Source organism: Peribacillus sp. FW305-BF15, from assembly GCF_058783805.1.
Genome location: NZ_JBYSYV010000031.1, coordinates 1 through 18,216, shown reverse-complemented (window position 1 = coordinate 18,216; position 18,216 = coordinate 1). Strand labels below are relative to the sequence as shown.

The following is an 18,216-nucleotide window of genomic DNA, read 5'->3' as shown; positions in this document are numbered from 1 at the left end:
CATAGTGTAGATAAAGGCAAGCTTGCCGGCTTGTCTTCTTTTATTATAGTACGACATGAAAAAAGCGCCTCTGTACACTTACTGATATAAGTGTGCAGAGGCGCTTTTGGTATTTGATGACCCGTACGGGATTCGAACCCGTGTTACCGCCGTGAAAGGGCGGTGTCTTAACCGCTTGACCAACGGGCCAAAAAGTTTCATGATAAAAGATAGCGGCAGAGGGGATCGAACCCCCGACCTCACGGGTATGAACCGTACGCTCTAGCCAGCTGAGCTACGCCGCCATAATGGTAAGTGCTACTGAAGCACAAGTTATATCTTACATTCGTGAAGAAAAAATGTCAACAAAAATATTAAAGTTTGTCGGTTTCCATTTCCTGATTATTTATTCGGGTTATTTTCCGCAAAAATAACCTAAAAACTTTGCTTTTCTTCAAAAAAAAAAGAACACCCGTTTCTGTATTGGAAAAAATGGCACAAAAACCTGTATACAAATGATTATTCAAGAAGAATTTCGTCGAACGTTTTTCTTATCCGCTTATAAAATTCTGACAAAAAAATAGACAAGCCCTCTTTATAATAAAAATCACTAATACGAATGGGGTGTTGAAATGGAAAAAGTGGAAAGACCTATGATGGAACCTCTTGGAGATGTTCAGTTAAAAGAAGCGAAGGCAGGGGCCATCAATTGGATCCAACAACTGCAAATGAAGAGTGAAGACATATTCATAAAAAAAGGTATCTCTTTAGCAATCATCGGTTTTTTATTAGGAAGGGCTCTAATTCTTTCGCAGCTGGCACCATTTGGACTTCCGTTTTTCGCAGCCGTTTTTCTCATGAGACGTGATAGGGCTCCACTGGCTTTATTCGGATTAATTGCAGGTGGGCTGACCGTTCACTATTCGAATAGTTTAGTCATCTTTGCATCGGCGTTCCTGCTCCTGTTATTTCATAAGATCAAGAAGCCCGCCGTGGAAGGACAATTCAAGACGATGTCGATGTACGTCTTCGCTTCACTATTCCTGGTCAACCTGGCCGAGCAATATCTGGTATTTCGAACGATTCAGCTGTACGACTTGATGATGATAGGAGTAGAGGCGGGACTCGCGATGATTTTAACTTTAATCTTCATACAGTCCATCCCGATGCTGACCGTTAGGACAAAGTCCCAGTCATTAAAGACGGAGGAAATTGTCAGCATCATCATCTTGCTGGCTTCGGTGATGACCGGAACGATCGGCTGGATGATATACGATTTATCACTCGACCATATATTCTCACGATACCTGGTCCTCCTCTTCGGGCTGGCGGGAGGGGCCGCCATAGGCTCCACTGTAGGTGTAGTTACTGGATTGATATTCAGCTTGGCGAGTATTGCCAGTCTATATCAAATGAGCCTTCTCGCATTTTCAGGGCTTCTGGGCGGACTGTTGAAGGAGGGAAGGAAGATAGGGGTTGCTAGCGGCCTCTTGATTGCTACATTACTGATAGGTTTATACGGTGAGGGCACCAATAATATTATGGTGACCCTTTATGAATCACTTATAGCTGTGGCCCTATTTATATTGACACCGTCATCCATCATCAACAAAATAGCGAAACATATACCGGGAACAGTCGAGAATTCTGATGAACAGCAGCAGTATGCCCGAAAAGTGAGGGATGTCACCGCTCAAAGGGTGGAGCAATTCTCACATGTATTTGAGGCGCTCTCTAATAGCTTTTCCCAAGTGGATGAAAGGGGAAGATTGGAGGAAGATGAGAAAGAATTCGACTACTTCTTAAGTAATGTAACGGAAAAGACGTGCCAGCTTTGTTTTAAAAAGGAACAATGCTGGTCCAAGAACTTTAATACAACCTATGACGGCATGCAGGAAATTATGCTTCAATTAAGTGAAAATAATGGTCAGCTCCCCCAAAAAACTTCGAAAGAATGGGGGAAATATTGCAGTCGCGGGCCTCAGGTGATTGGGGCGATATCACAGGAGCTCACTTATTTTGAAGCTAACCAAAAATTAAAAAGGCAGGTGAAGGAAAGTCGGAAGCTAGTGGCGGATCAACTGCGGGGCGTTTCGGCAGTAATGGATGATTTTGCAAAAGAAATACAAAGGGAAAGGAAGAATCATCATGTACATGAAGAATCCATTTTGGAAGCCATCCAGGATTTTGGCCTGCACATAGGCCATGTGGAAATATACAGTCTAGAACAAGGAAATGTTGATATAGAGATGAGTGTCCCATACTGCCAGGGCAGAGGGGAATGTGAAAAGTTGATTGCACCTATGCTTTCAGACATTTTAGGGGAAACGATAGTCGTACATTCAGAAGAGTGTGCAACGTATCCAAGCGGGCAATGTGAGGTGATATTTAGGTCAGCAAAAAAATTCACGGTCGAAACGGGTGTGGCTCATGCTGCCAAGGGGGGAGGGCTTGTATCAGGAGATAGTTTTACGACCATGGAAATTGGCTGCGGCAAATTCGCAATAGCCATCAGTGATGGAATGGGAAATGGGGAAAGGGCCCATTTTGAAAGTACAGAAACATTGAAGCTGCTACAAAAATTTTTACAATCGGGAATAGAAGAAAAAATAGCCATTAAATCCGTAAACTCCGTATTATCTCTACGCACTACCGATGAAATATTTTCGACTCTTGATTTGGCAATGATTGATCTTCAGGACGCAAGGGCTAAGTTTTTAAAAATCTGTTCGATACCGAGTTTCATTAAAAGGGGGGATAGGATAATAAAAATTGAATCAAGTAACCTCCCTATGGGAATCATCCAGGATTTCGATGTTGATGTAGTATCAGAAGAGCTGAAGGCAGGGGATATATTAATCATGATGAGCGATGGAGTGTTCGATGGCCCCTCACATGTCGAAAATATCGAGTTCTGGCTAAAACGAAAAATCAAGGAAATGGAAACTGACGATCCGCAGGAAATCTCTGATTTAATATTGGAAGAGGTCATCCGAACGAAAGGCATCATAGATGATGACATGACAGTGGTAACATCGAAAATTAAGCATAACACACCGAAATGGGCATCCATTCCCGTTTCCCCAAAACGCAAAAAGGCCCAGTAGGGGCCGTTTATATATAAAATAAATAAAACCCAAAATGAGGTGGTGTAAATGGAAGAAGGATAAAAGGTAAAGGGATGAACTCTTTTCAATCATTACGCTCCATGATATGACTTGATGTAATGTCTTTTGCGTATAATTTCCCTTTTTTTAGTCAATTATGGTAACAAATTGATAGGAAGGGAGAGCAAAACATGAAAGCAGGAACATTAAGACAGATTTTGCTTATAACCGACGGATGTTCAAATCATGGTGAGGAGCCGTCTGCCATGGCTGAATTAGCAAGGGAGCAAGGCATAACCATCAATGTCATAGGTGTAATGGAAAATGATGTGATAGATGAAAAGGGACTTAAGGAAATCGAGAAGATTGCTGGTTCAGGAGGTGGCGTAAGTCAAGTAGTCTATTCGCAGCAGTTGTCCCAAACCGTCCAGATGGTGACACAAAAGGCGATGACTCAAACGATACAGGGAGTTATCAATCGCGAACTTCAACAAATACTAGGAGATTCAAAAACGATGGAGGATCTTCCGCCGGATAAACGGGGAGAGGTGATGGAGGTGGTCGATGAGCTTGGGGAAACAAGCAAGCTCGAAGTACTGATTCTTGTTGATACCAGTGCAAGCATGAAACATAAACTGCCTACAGTAAAAGATTCCTTATTAGATCTTTCCCTTAGTATGAATGCAAGGATGGGTGACAGCCGTTTTTCCGTATTCGTATTTCCTGGGAAAAGAAATGACGTTGAAAAGTTGCTGGATTGGACCCCGAACCTCGAAGCCTTGACGGCAACTTTTCTTAAGCTCAGTACAGGGGGACTCACTCCGACAGGTCCAGCCATTCGTGAAGCTTTAACTCATTTCAATAAAAAACGTTCATTGAGGGGATTGTTATCACATGATGATGAACAATACTTTGAGGAATCAATGTAAACTTCTGCCTGGCAGTTTGGTCACTGGAAAATGGAATAAAAACCAGTACAAAATAATTAAGGAATTGGGGTGTGGAGCGAACGGGATCGTTTATTTGGTTGAAAGCGGAAATCGTCATTATGCTTTAAAGCTCAGTGATAATGGGACGTCCATTATTTCGGAGATGAATATCCTAAAATCCTTTTCAAAGGTCCAGGGGTCTACCCTTGGACCTTCCTTTTTGGAAGCGGATGATTTCATGAAAACAGGAAAGCAGCTCCCTTTTTATGTCATGGAATATATCCATGGACACGATTTTTTGCGTTTCATTGATAAGAAAGGGTCGTCATGGATTGGAGTCTTGATGCTTCAGCTCTTAACAAGCTTGTCTGCCTTGCATTCCAATGGCTGGGTGTTCGGTGATTTGAAACCCGAGAATTTGATCGTGACATCACCAGCATATAAGGTACGGTGCGTGGATGTTGGCGGAACCACCTTGATCGGGCGGTCTGTTAAAGAATTCACCGAGTTTTTTGACAGGGGGTACTGGGGACTTGGATCAAGAAAGGCCGATCCGCAATATGACTTGTTCGCTGTAGCAATGATTATAATCAATTCTGCCTATCCCGGACGTTTCCAGAAGAAAGGGGAGGGGTATAAACAGCTTAACGACTTAATTAAGCAGAAAAAGGAATTGCATCCATACAGGAAGATGTTGGATAAGGCGCTCCGCGGACAGTATGACTCAGCCATCCAAATGCGGGAGGATCTGGTAACGGTGCTAAGTAAGCAAAATCATTCGAAGAAAAAGGGCCCGAACCAGACAGCGACGGGTCAGCAGCAAACCGTGCAGCCTTCAACAAGGCAAGCAAGAAGGTCCCAAAACCAACCAAAAAAGAAAAGCGGCGGTTTTTTTGAAACGTTTTTGCTGGTTGCCATCATATCGATGCTCTATGTTCTTTACATATATGAACAGTTGTTATGATATAGTTATTAGGTGAATGCCACGAAATGGTTGAAACCATTTCAGGATTCAATCGTATAAAACTAATGCCTGTCCATAAAGAAGGAAGATTGTATGTTAAAGGAAAAAGTTCTGAGCACCATTTATAGAAACGAATTGATTAAGGAAAACTCGAAGTTGCTAATAGGCGTTTCCGGAGGACCGGACTCGCTGGTGCTTCTCCATATCCTTAAGGAAATTCAACCTCTTTTTCATTACGAGATGATCGTAGCAAGTGTTGACCATATGTTTCGTGGTGAAGAATCCTATGGGGATTATAAATATGTCGAGCATATTTGTGAACGGTGGGGCATTACATTTGAAGGAAAAAGGATCGATGTTCCTGCCCGGATGGAACAGACGGGGGAAAGTTCACAAATAACGTCAAGAAAGCTGCGTTTTGCTTTCTATGAGGAAGTGATGGATAAGCATCAAGCCTCCACGCTTGTCCTGGGGCATCATGGAGATGATCAAATAGAAACGATGCTCATGCGTTTAACAAGAGGGGCGACAGGCAAGGCAAGAGCGGGTATTCCTATAAAGAGACGTTTTCATACAGGGGATCTGATCAGGCCTTTTCTTGAAATCACGAAAAGCCAAATAATCGAATATGCGGGCCTTCATGATATTGAACCAAGGTTTGATCCGAGCAATGAAACGGGTGTCTATGCAAGAAATCGTTTTAGACATGAAGTTCTTCCGTTTTTAAAGAAAGAAAATAGAAAGGTTCATGAGCATTTTCAACGATTCAGTGAAGAGCTATATGAAGATGAAGAGTTTTTTTTGAACCTGGTTTCAAGCAAAATGTCCGAGGTTTGGATCCAGCAGGATAAAGATCAAGCGGTTATTCAGATTGATAAGGTTCTCGCGATGCCTAAACCTTTACAAAGAAGGGCGATTCAACTAATATTAAACTATCTTTATTTGGAGAGACCTTCATCGCTTTCGGCATTACATATTGACCAACTTTTAGTTTTGTTTTTGAATCCTCAACCATCTGCAGAATTGCATCTTCCGGAGGGCCTTATTGCGGAAAAATCATATCAAACTTGCACGTTTAGATTTTTTCGGCAAAAAAGCCGTGAATATTCCCTAAAATTACAAATTCCCGGTGAGACTATTCTTCCGAATGGATATAAGATTAAAGCGCACTATATAAAAGAAGAAATTCCGGTACTTAGGGGAAATCATTCTTTTATTCTTCCCGAATCAGCTGTTCAGTTTCCGCTTACAGTCCGAACCAGGAATAAAGGCGAACGGATGGCCGTCAAGGGATTAGGTGGAACTAAAAAGTTAAAGGATATTTTTATTAATGAAAAGATCCCGATGCTAGAAAGAAATGTGTGGCCGGTCATCATCGATCAAACGGGAACGGCGATTTGGCTGCCCGGTTTAAAGAAGTCGAATGTCGAGCCGGATATAATTTCTGATGAAAAATCTTTAATTTACTTAGAATATAAAAAAGCTTAATTCTTCATGGGGGGCAATTAATTACAATGACCATGCAAAACGACATTGAAAAAGTTTTAATATCAGAGGAAGAACTTCAATTGAAAATAAGGGAATTGGGTGCGCAGCTAGAAGCTGATTACCAAGGTAAGTTCCCGTTGGCCATCGGAGTGCTGAAAGGCGCCATGCCATTTATGTCAGACTTACTGAAACGTGTGGATACACATCTTGAAATGGACTTTATGGATGTTTCAAGCTATGGTAACTCCACTGTATCGTCCGGTGAAGTGAAAATCATCAAGGACCTTGATACATCGGTTGAAGGCCGGGATATTTTAATCATCGAAGATATTATCGACAGCGGTTTGACTCTTAGCTATCTTGCGGAACTTTTCCGTTATCGAAAAGCAAAATCAATTAAAATCGTTACCTTATTGGATAAACCAACAGGCAGGAAAGTGGATATCACTCCGGACTATGCCGGGTTCATCGTCCCGGATGCATTTGTTGTCGGATATGGTCTTGATTTTGCGGAAAAGTATCGTAATCTCCCGTATATTGGCATATTGAAGCCTGAAATTTACTCGAATTAATCGTACAAGTTTGAAAGGGAAGACCAGATAAAAACAGCGGTGTTAAATTATTGTAATTCATTAATTTTATATGATAGTATTTACTATAGTTTGTTTACCCGTGGGAGGAGGTAAGGGATGAATCGGATCTTCCGTAATACCATATTTTATTTACTGATCTTTTTGGTCATCATTGGGATTGTAAGCATTTTTAATAATAACAATGAACCAACGGAGAAAATGACCCAAGATGAATTCTATAAGCATTTGGAGAATGGGGACGTTACTGCACTGACGATGCAGCCCGAAAGCAGTGTATTTGAAATCACAGGAAAGCTCAAAGGTTATGAGGAAAACAAATTCTTTGTGACGTACGTGCCTTTCAGTGAATATTCGCAAAGTCGGATAAATGATGCCGTAACCAAGTTGGGTAAGGACATCATCACTGTGGAACCTCCAGAAAAAACAAGTGGCTGGGTGACATTTTTCACTTCCATCATTCCATTTGTAATCATTTTTATCCTCTTCTTCTTTTTACTTAACCAAGCTCAGGGCGGCGGCGGTGGCCGTGTCATGAACTTCGGGAAAAGTAAGGCGAAATTGTATAATGATGATAAGAAAAAAGTTCGCTTCAATGATGTTGCCGGGGCGGACGAAGAAAAGCAGGAACTTGTCGAGGTCGTTGAATTCTTGAAAGATCCTCGCAAATATGCCGAGCTTGGAGCCCGTATTCCTAAAGGGGTACTTTTAGTCGGGCCTCCTGGTACAGGTAAAACTTTACTTGCACGAGCAGTAGCTGGTGAAGCCGGAACTCCTTTCTTCTCAATCAGTGGTTCTGATTTTGTTGAAATGTTTGTGGGTGTCGGTGCATCCCGTGTTCGTGATTTGTTTGAAAATGCTAAGAAGAATGCACCATGTATCATCTTCATCGATGAAATTGATGCAGTCGGTCGTCAACGTGGCGCAGGTCTAGGTGGCGGTCACGATGAACGTGAACAGACATTGAACCAATTACTGGTGGAAATGGACGGTTTCGGTGGTAATGAAGGAATCATCATCATCGCTGCGACTAACCGTGCTGATGTATTGGATCCGGCACTATTGCGTCCGGGACGTTTTGACCGTCAAATAACGGTAGGCCGCCCTGATGTTAAAGGCCGTGAAGAAGTGCTGAAAGTGCATGCACGCAATAAACCATTAGCGGAAACAGTCGATTTGAAAGCGATCGCTCAGCGCACTCCAGGATTTTCTGGTGCAGATCTTGAAAACTTACTGAATGAAGCGGCGCTTGTTGCTGCCCGTCAAGATAAGAAGAAGATCGACATGTCCGATTTGGATGAAGCTTCGGATCGCGTTATCGCCGGACCTGCCAAGAAAAACCGTGTCATTTCCAAAAAGGAAAGAAATATCGTAGCGTGGCATGAAGCAGGCCATACCATTATTGGGCTGGTTCTGGATGATGCCGAAATCGTTCATAAAGTTACGATTGTCCCTCGTGGTCAAGCCGGCGGTTATGCAGTTATGCTGCCGAAAGAAGATCGTTTCTTCATGACGGAACCTGAGCTAAAAGATAAAATCGTAGGACTATTGGGTGGCCGTGTTGCCGAAGAAGTTACATTCGGAGAAGTGAGTACCGGTGCGCATAACGACTTCCAGCGTGCAACGGGCATAGCTCGTAGCATGGTTATGGAATATGGAATGAGCAAGCTCGGACCGCTTCAATTCGGTAATTCTCAAGGTCAGGTCTTCCTAGGCCGCGATTTCAACAATGATCAAAACTATTCAGATGCAATAGCATATGAAATCGATCTTGAAATTCAACGTATCATCAAGGAAGCTTACGAAAGATGTAAGAAAATCCTTACTGAAAATCGTGAAAAACTTGATTTGGTTGCAAAAACCCTGCTTGAAGTGGAAACACTTGATGCGGAACAAATCAAAGGTTTATTCCATAATGGTAAATTGCCAGATCGGGATTATACGGCCCTGAATGGGAATCTAACCACTGATGAGAATGTCAAGGTGAACATCAATAAGAAGAAGGAAGAAAAAGAGGCCCTATTAGATCCATTGGATAAAAGAGGACCTGAGGACCTTGAAATAACGGAGGAAGGATTGAATACTCCTCCAATCAAAGAAGGTGCACCTCAAGATCAGCCGCTTTCCTTCCCGAATGAAGACGACAATAAAAAGTCTTAATCGACTAAATTCAAAAGGGTATTTCCGCCTCGGAAATACCCTTTTCTTAACTCTTAAATTAATTATGATAAAGTTCCTGGGATACCTTCCGAAAAGTGCGACTAATAGCGTGGGAAATAACAGTGTGGTATGATGTTGGAGAATAATTTACCGGAGTGATGAAACGATGATTTTTGTATTGGATGTTGGGAATACGAATACCGTATTAGGCGTATACGATGAAGATATTTTAAAATATCATTGGCGAATTGAGACTAACCGTCACAAGACAGAAGATGAGTATGGAATGATCATAAAGTCTTTGCTTCAGCATGAAAGTCTTGCGTTTGATCAATTTGATGGAATCATTATTTCTTCGGTAGTTCCGCCAATTATGTTTGCGCTTGAACGCATGTGCAAAAAATACTTTGGAATTAAACCGCTTATAGTTGGACCTGGAATAAAAACTGGATTGAATATTAAATACGAAAATCCCCGTGAGGTGGGAGCGGACCGAATCGTTAATGCTGTTGCTGGCATTCAGGAATATGGAAGCCCTCTCATTATCGTGGATTTTGGAACGGCAACTACATATTGCTACATAAATGAGGATAAACAATACATGGGCGGAGCCATTGCCCCGGGTATAAATATTTCTACCGAGGCACTTTATTCAAAGGCAGCCAAACTTCCGAGAATAGAAATCAGCCGTCCGGAAGGGATTATTGGGAAAAATACGGTGTCCGCCATGCAGGCTGGCATTTTGTATGGGTATGTTGGGCAGGTAGAAGGAATCGTTAATCGAATTAAAGCGCAAAGTAATCTAGAACCAACGGTAATAGCGACAGGCGGACTGGCTACCTTAATTGCAAATGAGTCTACTGTTATTGACGTTGTGGAGCCATTTTTGACCTTGAAGGGTTTGCAGCTGATTTATAAACGTAATCGTGAGCAAGTGAAGAAGTAACACAAAGCATGAAAGGAGCAATATAAATGAAGGATTATCTAATAAAGGCGTTAGGTTATGAAGGACAGGTTCGTGCATATGCTGTTTCAACAACAGACACCGTAGGAGAAGCTCAGCGACGCCATTATACATGGCCCACTGCTTCGGCTGCCCTTGGACGGGCTATGACGGCAGGCGTTATGATGGGTGGAATGTTAAAAGGTGAAGAAAAGCTGACGATTAAAATCGAGGGCGGTGGTCCGATTGGATCCATCCTGGTCGACAGCAATGCAAAGGGGGAAGTCCGCGGATATGTCACACATCCGCAAACCCACTTTGATTTGAATGAGCAAGGTAAGCTGGATGTCAGGAAAGCGGTGGGTACCGATGGTTTGTTGACTGTTGTGAAAGATATTGGTCTTCGTGATTACTTTTCAGGGCAAGTACCGCTTGTATCTGGAGAACTGGGTGAAGATTTCACTTATTACTTTGTTACTTCCGAACAGGTGCCTTCATCAGTGGGGGTTGGGGTCCTGGTGAATCCGGATAATTCAATCCTTGCAGCGGGCGGATTTATCATTCAGTTGATGCCGGGTACATCCGAAGATACGATTTCGAAAATCGAAAAAAGACTAAGCACGATTACTCCTGTTTCCAAGATGATTCAAAACGGCATGACTCCTGAAGAAATCCTAACCGAAATTTTAGGTGAGGGCAATGTGAATATATTAGAAAAAATGGATGTCCAATTCTCCTGTCAATGTTCAAGGGAAAGAATTGCGACTGCATTGATCAGCCTGGGGCAGGCTGAGATTCGGGATATTATTGATACAGACGGACAAGCGGAGGCGCATTGTCATTTTTGTAATCAGACCTACCAATTCTCTAAGGAAGAACTTGAGGAACTGGAAGCGGAAACCAAAAAATAATGTACGGGGGATAAGGGTTTGCCAAAACACAAGCTTCGGGCGATTATTGCTGGCCTTGCCTTGTTGAACCTATTGACTATCATTATCTTTGTCATAAAACCACTAATCATTTCAAAAACCGTCATTGGGGAAGAAACGGCCGCGAAGGTCGGGTCGAAGGATATTTCCCGGGACGCATGGATGAATGAGCTCGAAAAAAGATATGGGGAAGATGTACTTGAGGAAATGGTCGATAAAGAGGTAGTTAAACAGGCAGCTGAAAAATACAAAGTGAAAATTTCGGATGAAGAGCTAGATCGTGAACTTAAAATGATGAAAACGATGTATGGGACTGCCGGTCAGAACCTTAATAAAAGTAACGATCAATTGAGGCAGGAAATTCAGTCGAGTCTCCTCCTCGAGAAGCTCCTCACCAAGGACGTTTCGGTTTCCAAAACGGCAATGCGGAATTATTATGATAATAATAAGGATATCTATAGAATCCCTACTGCTTTCCATATTTCCCATATTACCACGTCTACAAAAAAGCAGGCAGACCAAGTCATACGTGAACTGGAGAAAGGTGTCTCCTTTGAAGTCTTGGCGATGGAAAAGTCCCTTGATGAATTTACTGCCAATCAAGGGGGCGACATGGGTTATATATCACAGGATAACGAGCAAGTATCCAAGGAATACATTACCGCTGCCGAGAAATTGAAGGTTAAAAAGTGGAGTGATGCAATCCAAACGGAGGATGGCTGGGCCGTTCTCTACCTGCATGAAAGAATAGAGGGCAAGCAATATGAATATGATGAAGTTAAAGACAAGATTCGCCGCCAAATAGCTCTTGAACAGATTCAGGCACCGGTCTCAGGGAAAATTTTCTGGGACGAATTTGATGTAGAATGGTTTTATGGATTGAAGGAAGAAAAGTAGGTCAATGGTTGTGTGAGAAAATTTAGAATATAGTATATAATCATTGACAATGAACTATTAAAACTGGTAACTTTAAAATTATAAAACCAATAAACATACTCGGTATTGAAATGATAAGGGAGTGGAGAAAATGGCACGTATAGCTAATTCTGTAATCGATTTAATTGGACAAACACCTATTGTTAAGTTAAACAAGCTTCAAAATGAAAACAGTGCAGATATTTATTTGAAACTTGAGTATTTTAACCCAGGCAGCAGTGTAAAAGACCGTATCGCCTTTGCGATGATCGAAGCGGCAGAAAAAAATGGTACCCTTAAACCAGGTGATACGATCATTGAACCTACAAGCGGAAATACTGGAATAGGCCTGGCGATGGTAGCTGCGGCAAAGGGCTATAAATCAATTCTGGTTATGCCGGAGACGATGAGCTTGGAACGCCGTAACTTGCTTCGCGCTTATGGCGCAGAATTAGTTCTTACTCCTGGGCCAGAAGGAATGAAGGGTGCAATCGCAAAGGCGACTGAGCTTTCTAAAGAAAAAGGTTACTTCATTCCACAGCAATTCGAAAACGAAGCCAACCCTGAAGTACATCGGAACACAACAGGCCCTGAAATCGTTGAAGCCTTTGGAGATGAAGGCCTGGATGCATTCGTTGCCGGAATCGGTACTGGCGGAACCATTACAGGTGCCGGTGAAGTCCTGCGTGAGAAATTCCCTGACATTAAAATTTACGCTGTTGAACCTGCGGATTCCCCAGTATTATCAGGAGGGACTCCAGGACCTCATAAAATCCAAGGAATCGGAGCAGGCTTCATTCCAACTATATTGAATACAGATCTCTATGACGAAATCATTCAAGTCAATACAGAGGAATCCTTTGATTATGCACGCCGCGCAGCAAAAGAAGAAGGAATCCTTGGCGGAATTTCTTCTGGAGGTGCAATCGCAGCTGCCGTTAAAGTGGCTGACAAACTGGGAAAAGGCAAAAAGGTACTTGCCATCATACCAAGTAATGGTGAACGCTACTTAAGTACGCCATTATATAACTTTGAGTAAGACAAGACACTAAAAGTGAGAAGCGAAGTTCCTTAGGGGCTTTGCTTTTCTTTTTGCAGTAATGTTTGCAGAAGTGTTCCGAATCTTCATGGAGCTTGCACTATGCCTGTGTAAATGGGTAAACTCGTATATATAGATTTCTTTAAGTGAAGGAGAAAGTTGGATGTCATTAGCTGGAGCGTCAAAAATAAAGTGCGGTTCATTTGATTTGGATTACAGCAATAAAACCTTAATTATGGGGATTTTGAATGTTACGCCGGACTCCTTTTCGGATGGCGGGAAATATAATCGGATAGATGCTGCTTTGAAGCATGCCGAACGGATGGTCAACGATGGAGCGGATATATTGGATGTAGGCGGAGAGTCCACCCGACCTAATTATGAGAGGATATCGGAGGAAGAGGAAATAGAGAGAGTCGCCCCGATTATAGAGGCCATATCCCGTAATATTGAGGTTCCAATATCGGTCGATACGTATAAATCAAGAGTGGCGGAAGCGGCGGTAAAAGCAGGAGCCCATATATTAAATGACATTTGGGGAGGTAAAGCCGATTCCTTGATGCCGAAGGTTGCTGCGGAATATAAGGTGCCGATCATCTTGATGCATAACAGGGGTAATATGGAATATGGACATTTTGTTCGAGATGTACTTCAAGATTTATTCGAAAGCATCATGTTGGTGAAGGATGCAGGTGTCAAGGATGAAAACATCATACTCGATCCAGGAATTGGCTTTGCGAAAGATTTAAAGTTAAATTTAGAAATGATGAGGAATCTTGATAAGCTGGTATCGTTAGGTTATCCAGTTCTGTTAGCCACATCAAGAAAGTCCATGATTGGACATGTTCTGGACCTGCCGCCTAGTGAGCGAATGGAAGGAACGGCCGCCACAATCTGTCATGGCATTCAACAAGGCTGTCAAATGGTTCGCGTACATGATGTGAAGGAAATGGCACGGACTGCAAAGATGATGGATGCTCTATTAGGAAAAGGTGAATGATATGGATAAGATATATGTGAATAAAATGGAGTTTTACGGTTATCATGGAGTTTTTCCGGAAGAAACGAAGCTTGGTCAGCGATTTAAAGTGGATTTAATCGTCCAGACTGATTTAGCCAAGGCAGGAAAGAGTGACAACCTTGAAGACTCAATCAACTATGGCGAGTTATATGAAGTGTGTAAAAATATTGTTGAGGGAGAACCTTTTAAGTTAGTGGAAGCTGTCGCTGAAAAAATCGCCTCTGAACTGCTTAATAAATATTCTTCCATCGAGACATGCACCGTTAAGGTTTATAAACCAGATCCTCCAATAGCAGGTCACTATGATTCGGTTGCTATAGAGATTGTAAGGGGACGCTGATTGTGAGAAATATTGCTTACCTTTCAATAGGGTCGAACTTAGGTGATCGCCTTGAAACATTCCGAAAGGCTTTCCAATTATTGTCTGAAAGCCCGCATATCAAATTGGTGTCATGCTCCTCTTTATATGAAACGGATCCGATAGGATATGAAGACCAGGACTGTTTTTTAAATGCTGTCCTTAAAGTGAAAACCGATTTAGAACCCGAACAATTACTTCACGCTTGTATGAAAATTGAACAGGATTTAGGGAGAAAAAGGGAAATCAGGTGGGGTCCTCGTACTTTGGACCTTGACATTTTGTTATATAATCATGAAAATATTGAGACAGAGATTCTTTCAGTCCCGCACCCTCGTATGCGCGAGAGGGCTTTTGTTATCGTGCCTTTAATGGAAGTGGACCCAGATATATCACTTCCGCAAATGCGTGCACCTTTGAGCGACCTGCTTGAACAGATTTCGGATAAAGAAGGAGTTCGATTATGGAAGGTGAAAAATGGGGAAGGCGTATTCGCGCTTTTCGAAAGTTAAAGGGTTATACCCAGGAAGGGTTTGCGAGGGAGATAGGTGTTTCCGTTTCCTTGCTGGGAGAAGTTGAACGAGGGAACCGTAACCCTTCAGAAGCATTTTTACTGGAAGTGGCGGAAATTCTTCATATTTCCATTGAGGAGCTTCAGCCACCTGAGGATAAATGAAAGAATGTTATAGGGGGTCACAATGTGTTAAGAATAGGCGATATAGAAATGAAGAACCAGGTAGTGCTGGCCCCGATGGCGGGAGTCTGTAACTCGGCATTCCGCTTGACTGTCAAGGAATTTGGTGCTGGTCTTGTTTGTGCGGAGATGGTCAGTGACAAGGGAATCGTTCTTAAAAATGCTAGAACGATGAATATGCTTTATATAGATGAAAGAGAAAAGCCGTTAAGTTTGCAAATCTTTGGCGGTGAGAAGAAATCTTTGGTTGAAGCTGCGCAATTTGTAGATAAAAATACAACAGCTGACATCATTGATATCAACATGGGCTGCCCTGTCCCTAAAATCACTAAATGTGATGCGGGTGCGAAGTGGCTTCTCGATCCAAACAAAATTTATGAGATGGTTTCAGCGGTGGTTGATGCTGTTGAAAAGCCGGTAACGGTAAAAATGCGCATAGGCTGGGATGATGAACACGTTTTTGCGATTCAAAATGCTCAGGCTGTTGAACGCGCAGGTGGTAAAGCTGTTTCCATGCATGGCAGAACACGTGTTCAAATGTATGAAGGAAAAGCTAACTGGGACATCATCCGTGAAGTGAAGAAATCAATTAATATTCCCCTTATCGGTAACGGTGATGTGGAAACTCCACAGGATGCGGAAAGAATGCTGAAGGAAACGGGTGTTGATGGAGTCATGATCGGCCGTGCAGCTCTAGGTAACCCGTGGATGATTTACCGGACTGTAAAATATCTTGAAACCGGTCAACTGATGGATGAGCCTTCAGTTCGTGAAAAGATGGATGTTTGCGTGCTTCATATGGATCGTCTGATTGCGTTGAAAAATGAAAATGTCGCCGTTCGTGAAATGCGTAAGCATGCTTCTTGGTATTTAAAGGGTGTTAAAGGGAATGCTACGGCACGCAAAGGAATTAATGATTGTGAAACAAGGGAAGATGTTGTGAAGCTTCTCTATGGACTTGTTGATGATATTGAAGCGAAGCAACAAAATATCCAAATGGTCTGATGTTTGACATTACCTTCCTATTTTCCTATAATACGCTTATCTTAAACTGCCAGTAATCCTGGCAGTTTTTATATGTACATAAACAATGTTTTATGATAAAAAGCTGTTGAATTCCTTTACTTTATGTAAGAATAAATATGTATGCAAAAGAATTTCTGATTAATTATATAAGGCATTTATTAATAAAGATGGAGATGATTTTCGTGAGTCATGAAGAATTGAATGACCAACTGCAGGTAAGACGCGATAAAATGCAAGCGATGATGGATAATGGACTAGACCCTTTCGGGAGCAGATTCGAGCGCACACATAACACGCAAGAGTTAATCAGTGCTTATGGTGAATTAGAAAAAGAAGATCTTGAAGAAAAAGAAATTGAAGTTACGATCGCTGGCCGTGTCATGACGAAGCGCGGAAAAGGAAAAGCGGGATTTGCCCATATCCAGGATATTAGCGGCCAAATCCAAATCTACGTCCGTTTGGATAACATAGGGGAAGATTCTTACCAAATTTTCAATCAAACGGACCTTGGTGATCTTGTAGGGGTAACTGGCGTTATTTTCAAAACGAAAGTCGGGGAACTTTCCATTAAAGCTAAAGAATATGTTTTCCTTGCTAAAGCGCTTCGCCCGTTGCCTGATAAATTTCATGGCTTGAAGGATGTTGAAGAGCGTTACAGGAAACGCTATGTCGATTTAATTACAAATGAAGAAAGCAAAAATACGTTGATCATGCGCAGTCGCATTGTACAAGCCATGAGAAGGTATTTGGATGATCATGGATACCTTGAAGTGGAGACGCCGCTATTGCACTCTGTTGCTGGTGGAGCAGCTGCACGACCTTTCCTTACTCACCATAATGCTTTGGATATGCCTTTGAATTTAAGGATTGCCATTGAACTTCATCTAAAACGCTTGATCGTTGGCGGATTGGAGAAAGTTTATGAAATTGGCCGGGTTTTCAGAAATGAAGGGGTGTCCACAAGGCATAATCCTGAATTCACATTGATCGAATTGTACGAAGCTTATGCGGATTACCAAGATATCATGAGCTTAACGGAAAACTTGATTGCCCATATAGCTCAAGAAGTTCTTGGGACGACTACCATCCAGTATGGGGAGTATGAGATAGAGTTAAAACCGGAATGGAAACGACTTCACATGGTTGACGCTGTAAAAGAATATACCGGTGTGGACTTCTGGACTGAAATGAGTAAAGAAGAAGCCCAGCAGCTTGCTAAAGAAAATGGGATTGAAGTTAAGGAATCCATGGAGTTCGGCCATATCGTAAATGAATTCTTTGAACAAAAGGTCGAAGATAAGTTAATTCAACCTACATTCATCTATGGGCATCCAGTGGAAATCTCTCCTTTAGCAAAGAAAAATCCGGAAGATTCCCGTTTCACAGATCGTTTTGAGTTATTCATAGTAGGTAGGGAGCACGCAAATGCCTTCACTGAACTTAATGATCCTATTGATCAACGTCAACGCTTTGAAGCTCAATTGAAAGAACGAGAGCAAGGTAATGATGAAGCTCATGAAATGGATGAAGATTTCTTGGAGGCATTAGAATACGGAATGCCGCCGACTGGCGGACTTGGAATTGGTGTTGACCGTTTGGTTATGCTATTGACCAATTCTCCTTCCATACGTGACGTCCTGTTATTCCCTTTAATGAGACATCGCTAAATATAAGCAAAATGAGTTTTGATTGCAGGGCCGAATTCGGATGGCTGGGATCATGGGCGTAGCTCCTGATCCTGGTAAGTCCAATTCGGTTTTTGTTTTTTAATTATAATTTCATGCCTTTCAATAGAGTGGATTCTAGGGTTTAAAAGAAAAACAACATTATCTCAAAAAAACTTTATAAAAGGTATTGCACAGTTAACGTAATGGTGTTATATTTATATCTGTCGTTACGAACGAGTTGCAAACAGATTACAAACTTTAAAAAGTTTTAAAAAAGTTGTTGACTTGCAGTAATGAAAATGTTATTATAAATAAGGTGTTCCGAAAGACATTGCTCTTTGAAAACTGAACAAAACAAAGCGCCAACGTTAAATTTTAAGTGAGCACACACTATCAAAAAAGCAAAT

Annotated in this window: 16 protein-coding genes and 2 tRNA genes; 16 read left to right on the top strand and 2 right to left on the bottom strand. The window is 42.0% G+C overall.

The window, feature by feature from the left end; translation table 11 throughout:
- Window positions 1-117: 117 nt before the first annotated feature.
- Together AC3WLU_RS23850 and AC3WLU_RS23845 are read right to left on the bottom strand one after the other, a co-directional pair.
- A tRNA-Glu gene (locus AC3WLU_RS23850) sits at window positions 118-189 on the bottom strand.
- Window positions 190-210: 21 nt separating this feature from the next.
- A tRNA-Met gene (locus AC3WLU_RS23845) sits at window positions 211-284 on the bottom strand.
- Between the two features lie 327 nt (window positions 285-611).
- Here AC3WLU_RS23845 and spoIIE point away from each other — a divergent pair.
- The 16 genes from spoIIE (at window position 612) to lysS (ending at window position 17,809) form a co-directional block, all read left to right on the top strand.
- Window positions 612-3,086 carry a stage II sporulation protein E gene (spoIIE, locus tag AC3WLU_RS23840; RefSeq protein ID WP_034316302.1) on the top strand — a complete coding sequence of 825 codons (2,475 nt, stop codon included), beginning with the start codon at window positions 612-614 and terminating at the stop codon, window positions 3,084-3,086.
- A gap of 191 nt (window positions 3,087-3,277) precedes the next feature.
- Complete coding sequence (locus tag AC3WLU_RS23835) at window positions 3,278-4,015, top strand: VWA domain-containing protein (RefSeq protein ID WP_330501939.1); 738 nt, start codon at window positions 3,278-3,280, stop codon at window positions 4,013-4,015.
- On the top strand, window positions 3,981-4,979 hold the full coding sequence (prkT, locus tag AC3WLU_RS23830) for a serine/threonine protein kinase PrkT (protein ID WP_413004066.1): 999 nt from the start codon (window positions 3,981-3,983) through the stop codon (window positions 4,977-4,979). The genes AC3WLU_RS23835 and prkT overlap by 35 nt, the downstream gene beginning before the upstream one ends.
- Window positions 4,980-5,072: 93 nt before the next feature.
- Window positions 5,073-6,467 (top strand): tRNA lysidine(34) synthetase TilS, encoded by a 1,395-nt coding sequence (gene tilS, locus AC3WLU_RS23825; RefSeq protein WP_328119162.1) that lies wholly within the window; start codon window positions 5,073-5,075, stop codon window positions 6,465-6,467.
- 32 nt (window positions 6,468-6,499) lie between these two features.
- Window positions 6,500-7,039, top strand: coding sequence for a hypoxanthine phosphoribosyltransferase (gene hpt / locus AC3WLU_RS23820; protein WP_034316382.1), 540 nt, complete (start codon window positions 6,500-6,502; stop codon window positions 7,037-7,039).
- Between the two features lie 117 nt (window positions 7,040-7,156).
- Entirely contained in the window at window positions 7,157-9,217 is a 2,061-nt protein-coding gene (ftsH, locus tag AC3WLU_RS23815) for an ATP-dependent zinc metalloprotease FtsH (protein ID WP_082854481.1), read from the top strand.
- A gap of 166 nt (window positions 9,218-9,383) precedes the next feature.
- Window positions 9,384-10,163 carry a type III pantothenate kinase gene (locus tag AC3WLU_RS23810; protein ID WP_034316297.1) on the top strand — a complete coding sequence of 260 codons (780 nt, stop codon included), beginning with the start codon at window positions 9,384-9,386 and terminating at the stop codon, window positions 10,161-10,163.
- A 26-nt stretch (window positions 10,164-10,189) separates the two neighbouring features.
- Entirely contained in the window at window positions 10,190-11,071 is an 882-nt protein-coding gene (gene hslO / locus AC3WLU_RS23805) for an Hsp33 family molecular chaperone HslO (RefSeq protein WP_057276509.1), read from the top strand.
- Between the two features lie 18 nt (window positions 11,072-11,089).
- Window positions 11,090-11,986: a peptidyl-prolyl cis-trans isomerase gene (locus AC3WLU_RS23800; protein WP_095679959.1), complete on the top strand. Its 897-nt coding sequence runs from the start codon at window positions 11,090-11,092 to the stop codon at window positions 11,984-11,986.
- Window positions 11,987-12,116: 130 nt separating this feature from the next.
- Window positions 12,117-13,043: a cysteine synthase A gene (gene cysK, locus AC3WLU_RS23795; RefSeq protein WP_492598043.1), complete on the top strand. Its 927-nt coding sequence runs from the start codon at window positions 12,117-12,119 to the stop codon at window positions 13,041-13,043.
- Between the two features lie 163 nt (window positions 13,044-13,206).
- Complete coding sequence (gene folP, locus AC3WLU_RS23790; RefSeq protein ID WP_095679958.1) at window positions 13,207-14,043, top strand: dihydropteroate synthase; 837 nt, start codon at window positions 13,207-13,209, stop codon at window positions 14,041-14,043.
- A gap of 1 nt (window position 14,044) precedes the next feature.
- On the top strand, window positions 14,045-14,404 hold the full coding sequence (gene folB / locus AC3WLU_RS23785) for a dihydroneopterin aldolase (protein WP_492598042.1): 360 nt from the start codon (window positions 14,045-14,047) through the stop codon (window positions 14,402-14,404).
- Window positions 14,405-14,406: 2 nt separating this feature from the next.
- The gene (gene folK, locus AC3WLU_RS23780; RefSeq protein ID WP_034316285.1) at window positions 14,407-14,934 is read left to right on the top strand and encodes a 2-amino-4-hydroxy-6-hydroxymethyldihydropteridine diphosphokinase; all 528 of its coding nucleotides are present in this window, start codon (window positions 14,407-14,409) and stop codon (window positions 14,932-14,934) included.
- On the top strand, window positions 14,886-15,098 hold the full coding sequence (locus AC3WLU_RS23775; protein ID WP_034316283.1) for a helix-turn-helix domain-containing protein: 213 nt from the start codon (window positions 14,886-14,888) through the stop codon (window positions 15,096-15,098). Before folK ends, AC3WLU_RS23775 begins: the two co-directional genes overlap by 49 nt.
- Window positions 15,099-15,122: 24 nt before the next feature.
- Complete coding sequence (gene dusB, locus AC3WLU_RS23770; RefSeq protein ID WP_034316281.1) at window positions 15,123-16,121, top strand: tRNA dihydrouridine synthase DusB; 999 nt, start codon at window positions 15,123-15,125, stop codon at window positions 16,119-16,121.
- 188 nt (window positions 16,122-16,309) lie between these two features.
- Complete coding sequence (lysS, locus tag AC3WLU_RS23765) at window positions 16,310-17,809, top strand: lysine--tRNA ligase (RefSeq protein ID WP_170946992.1); 1,500 nt, start codon at window positions 16,310-16,312, stop codon at window positions 17,807-17,809.
- The last annotated feature ends 407 nt before the right edge of the window (window positions 17,810-18,216 follow it).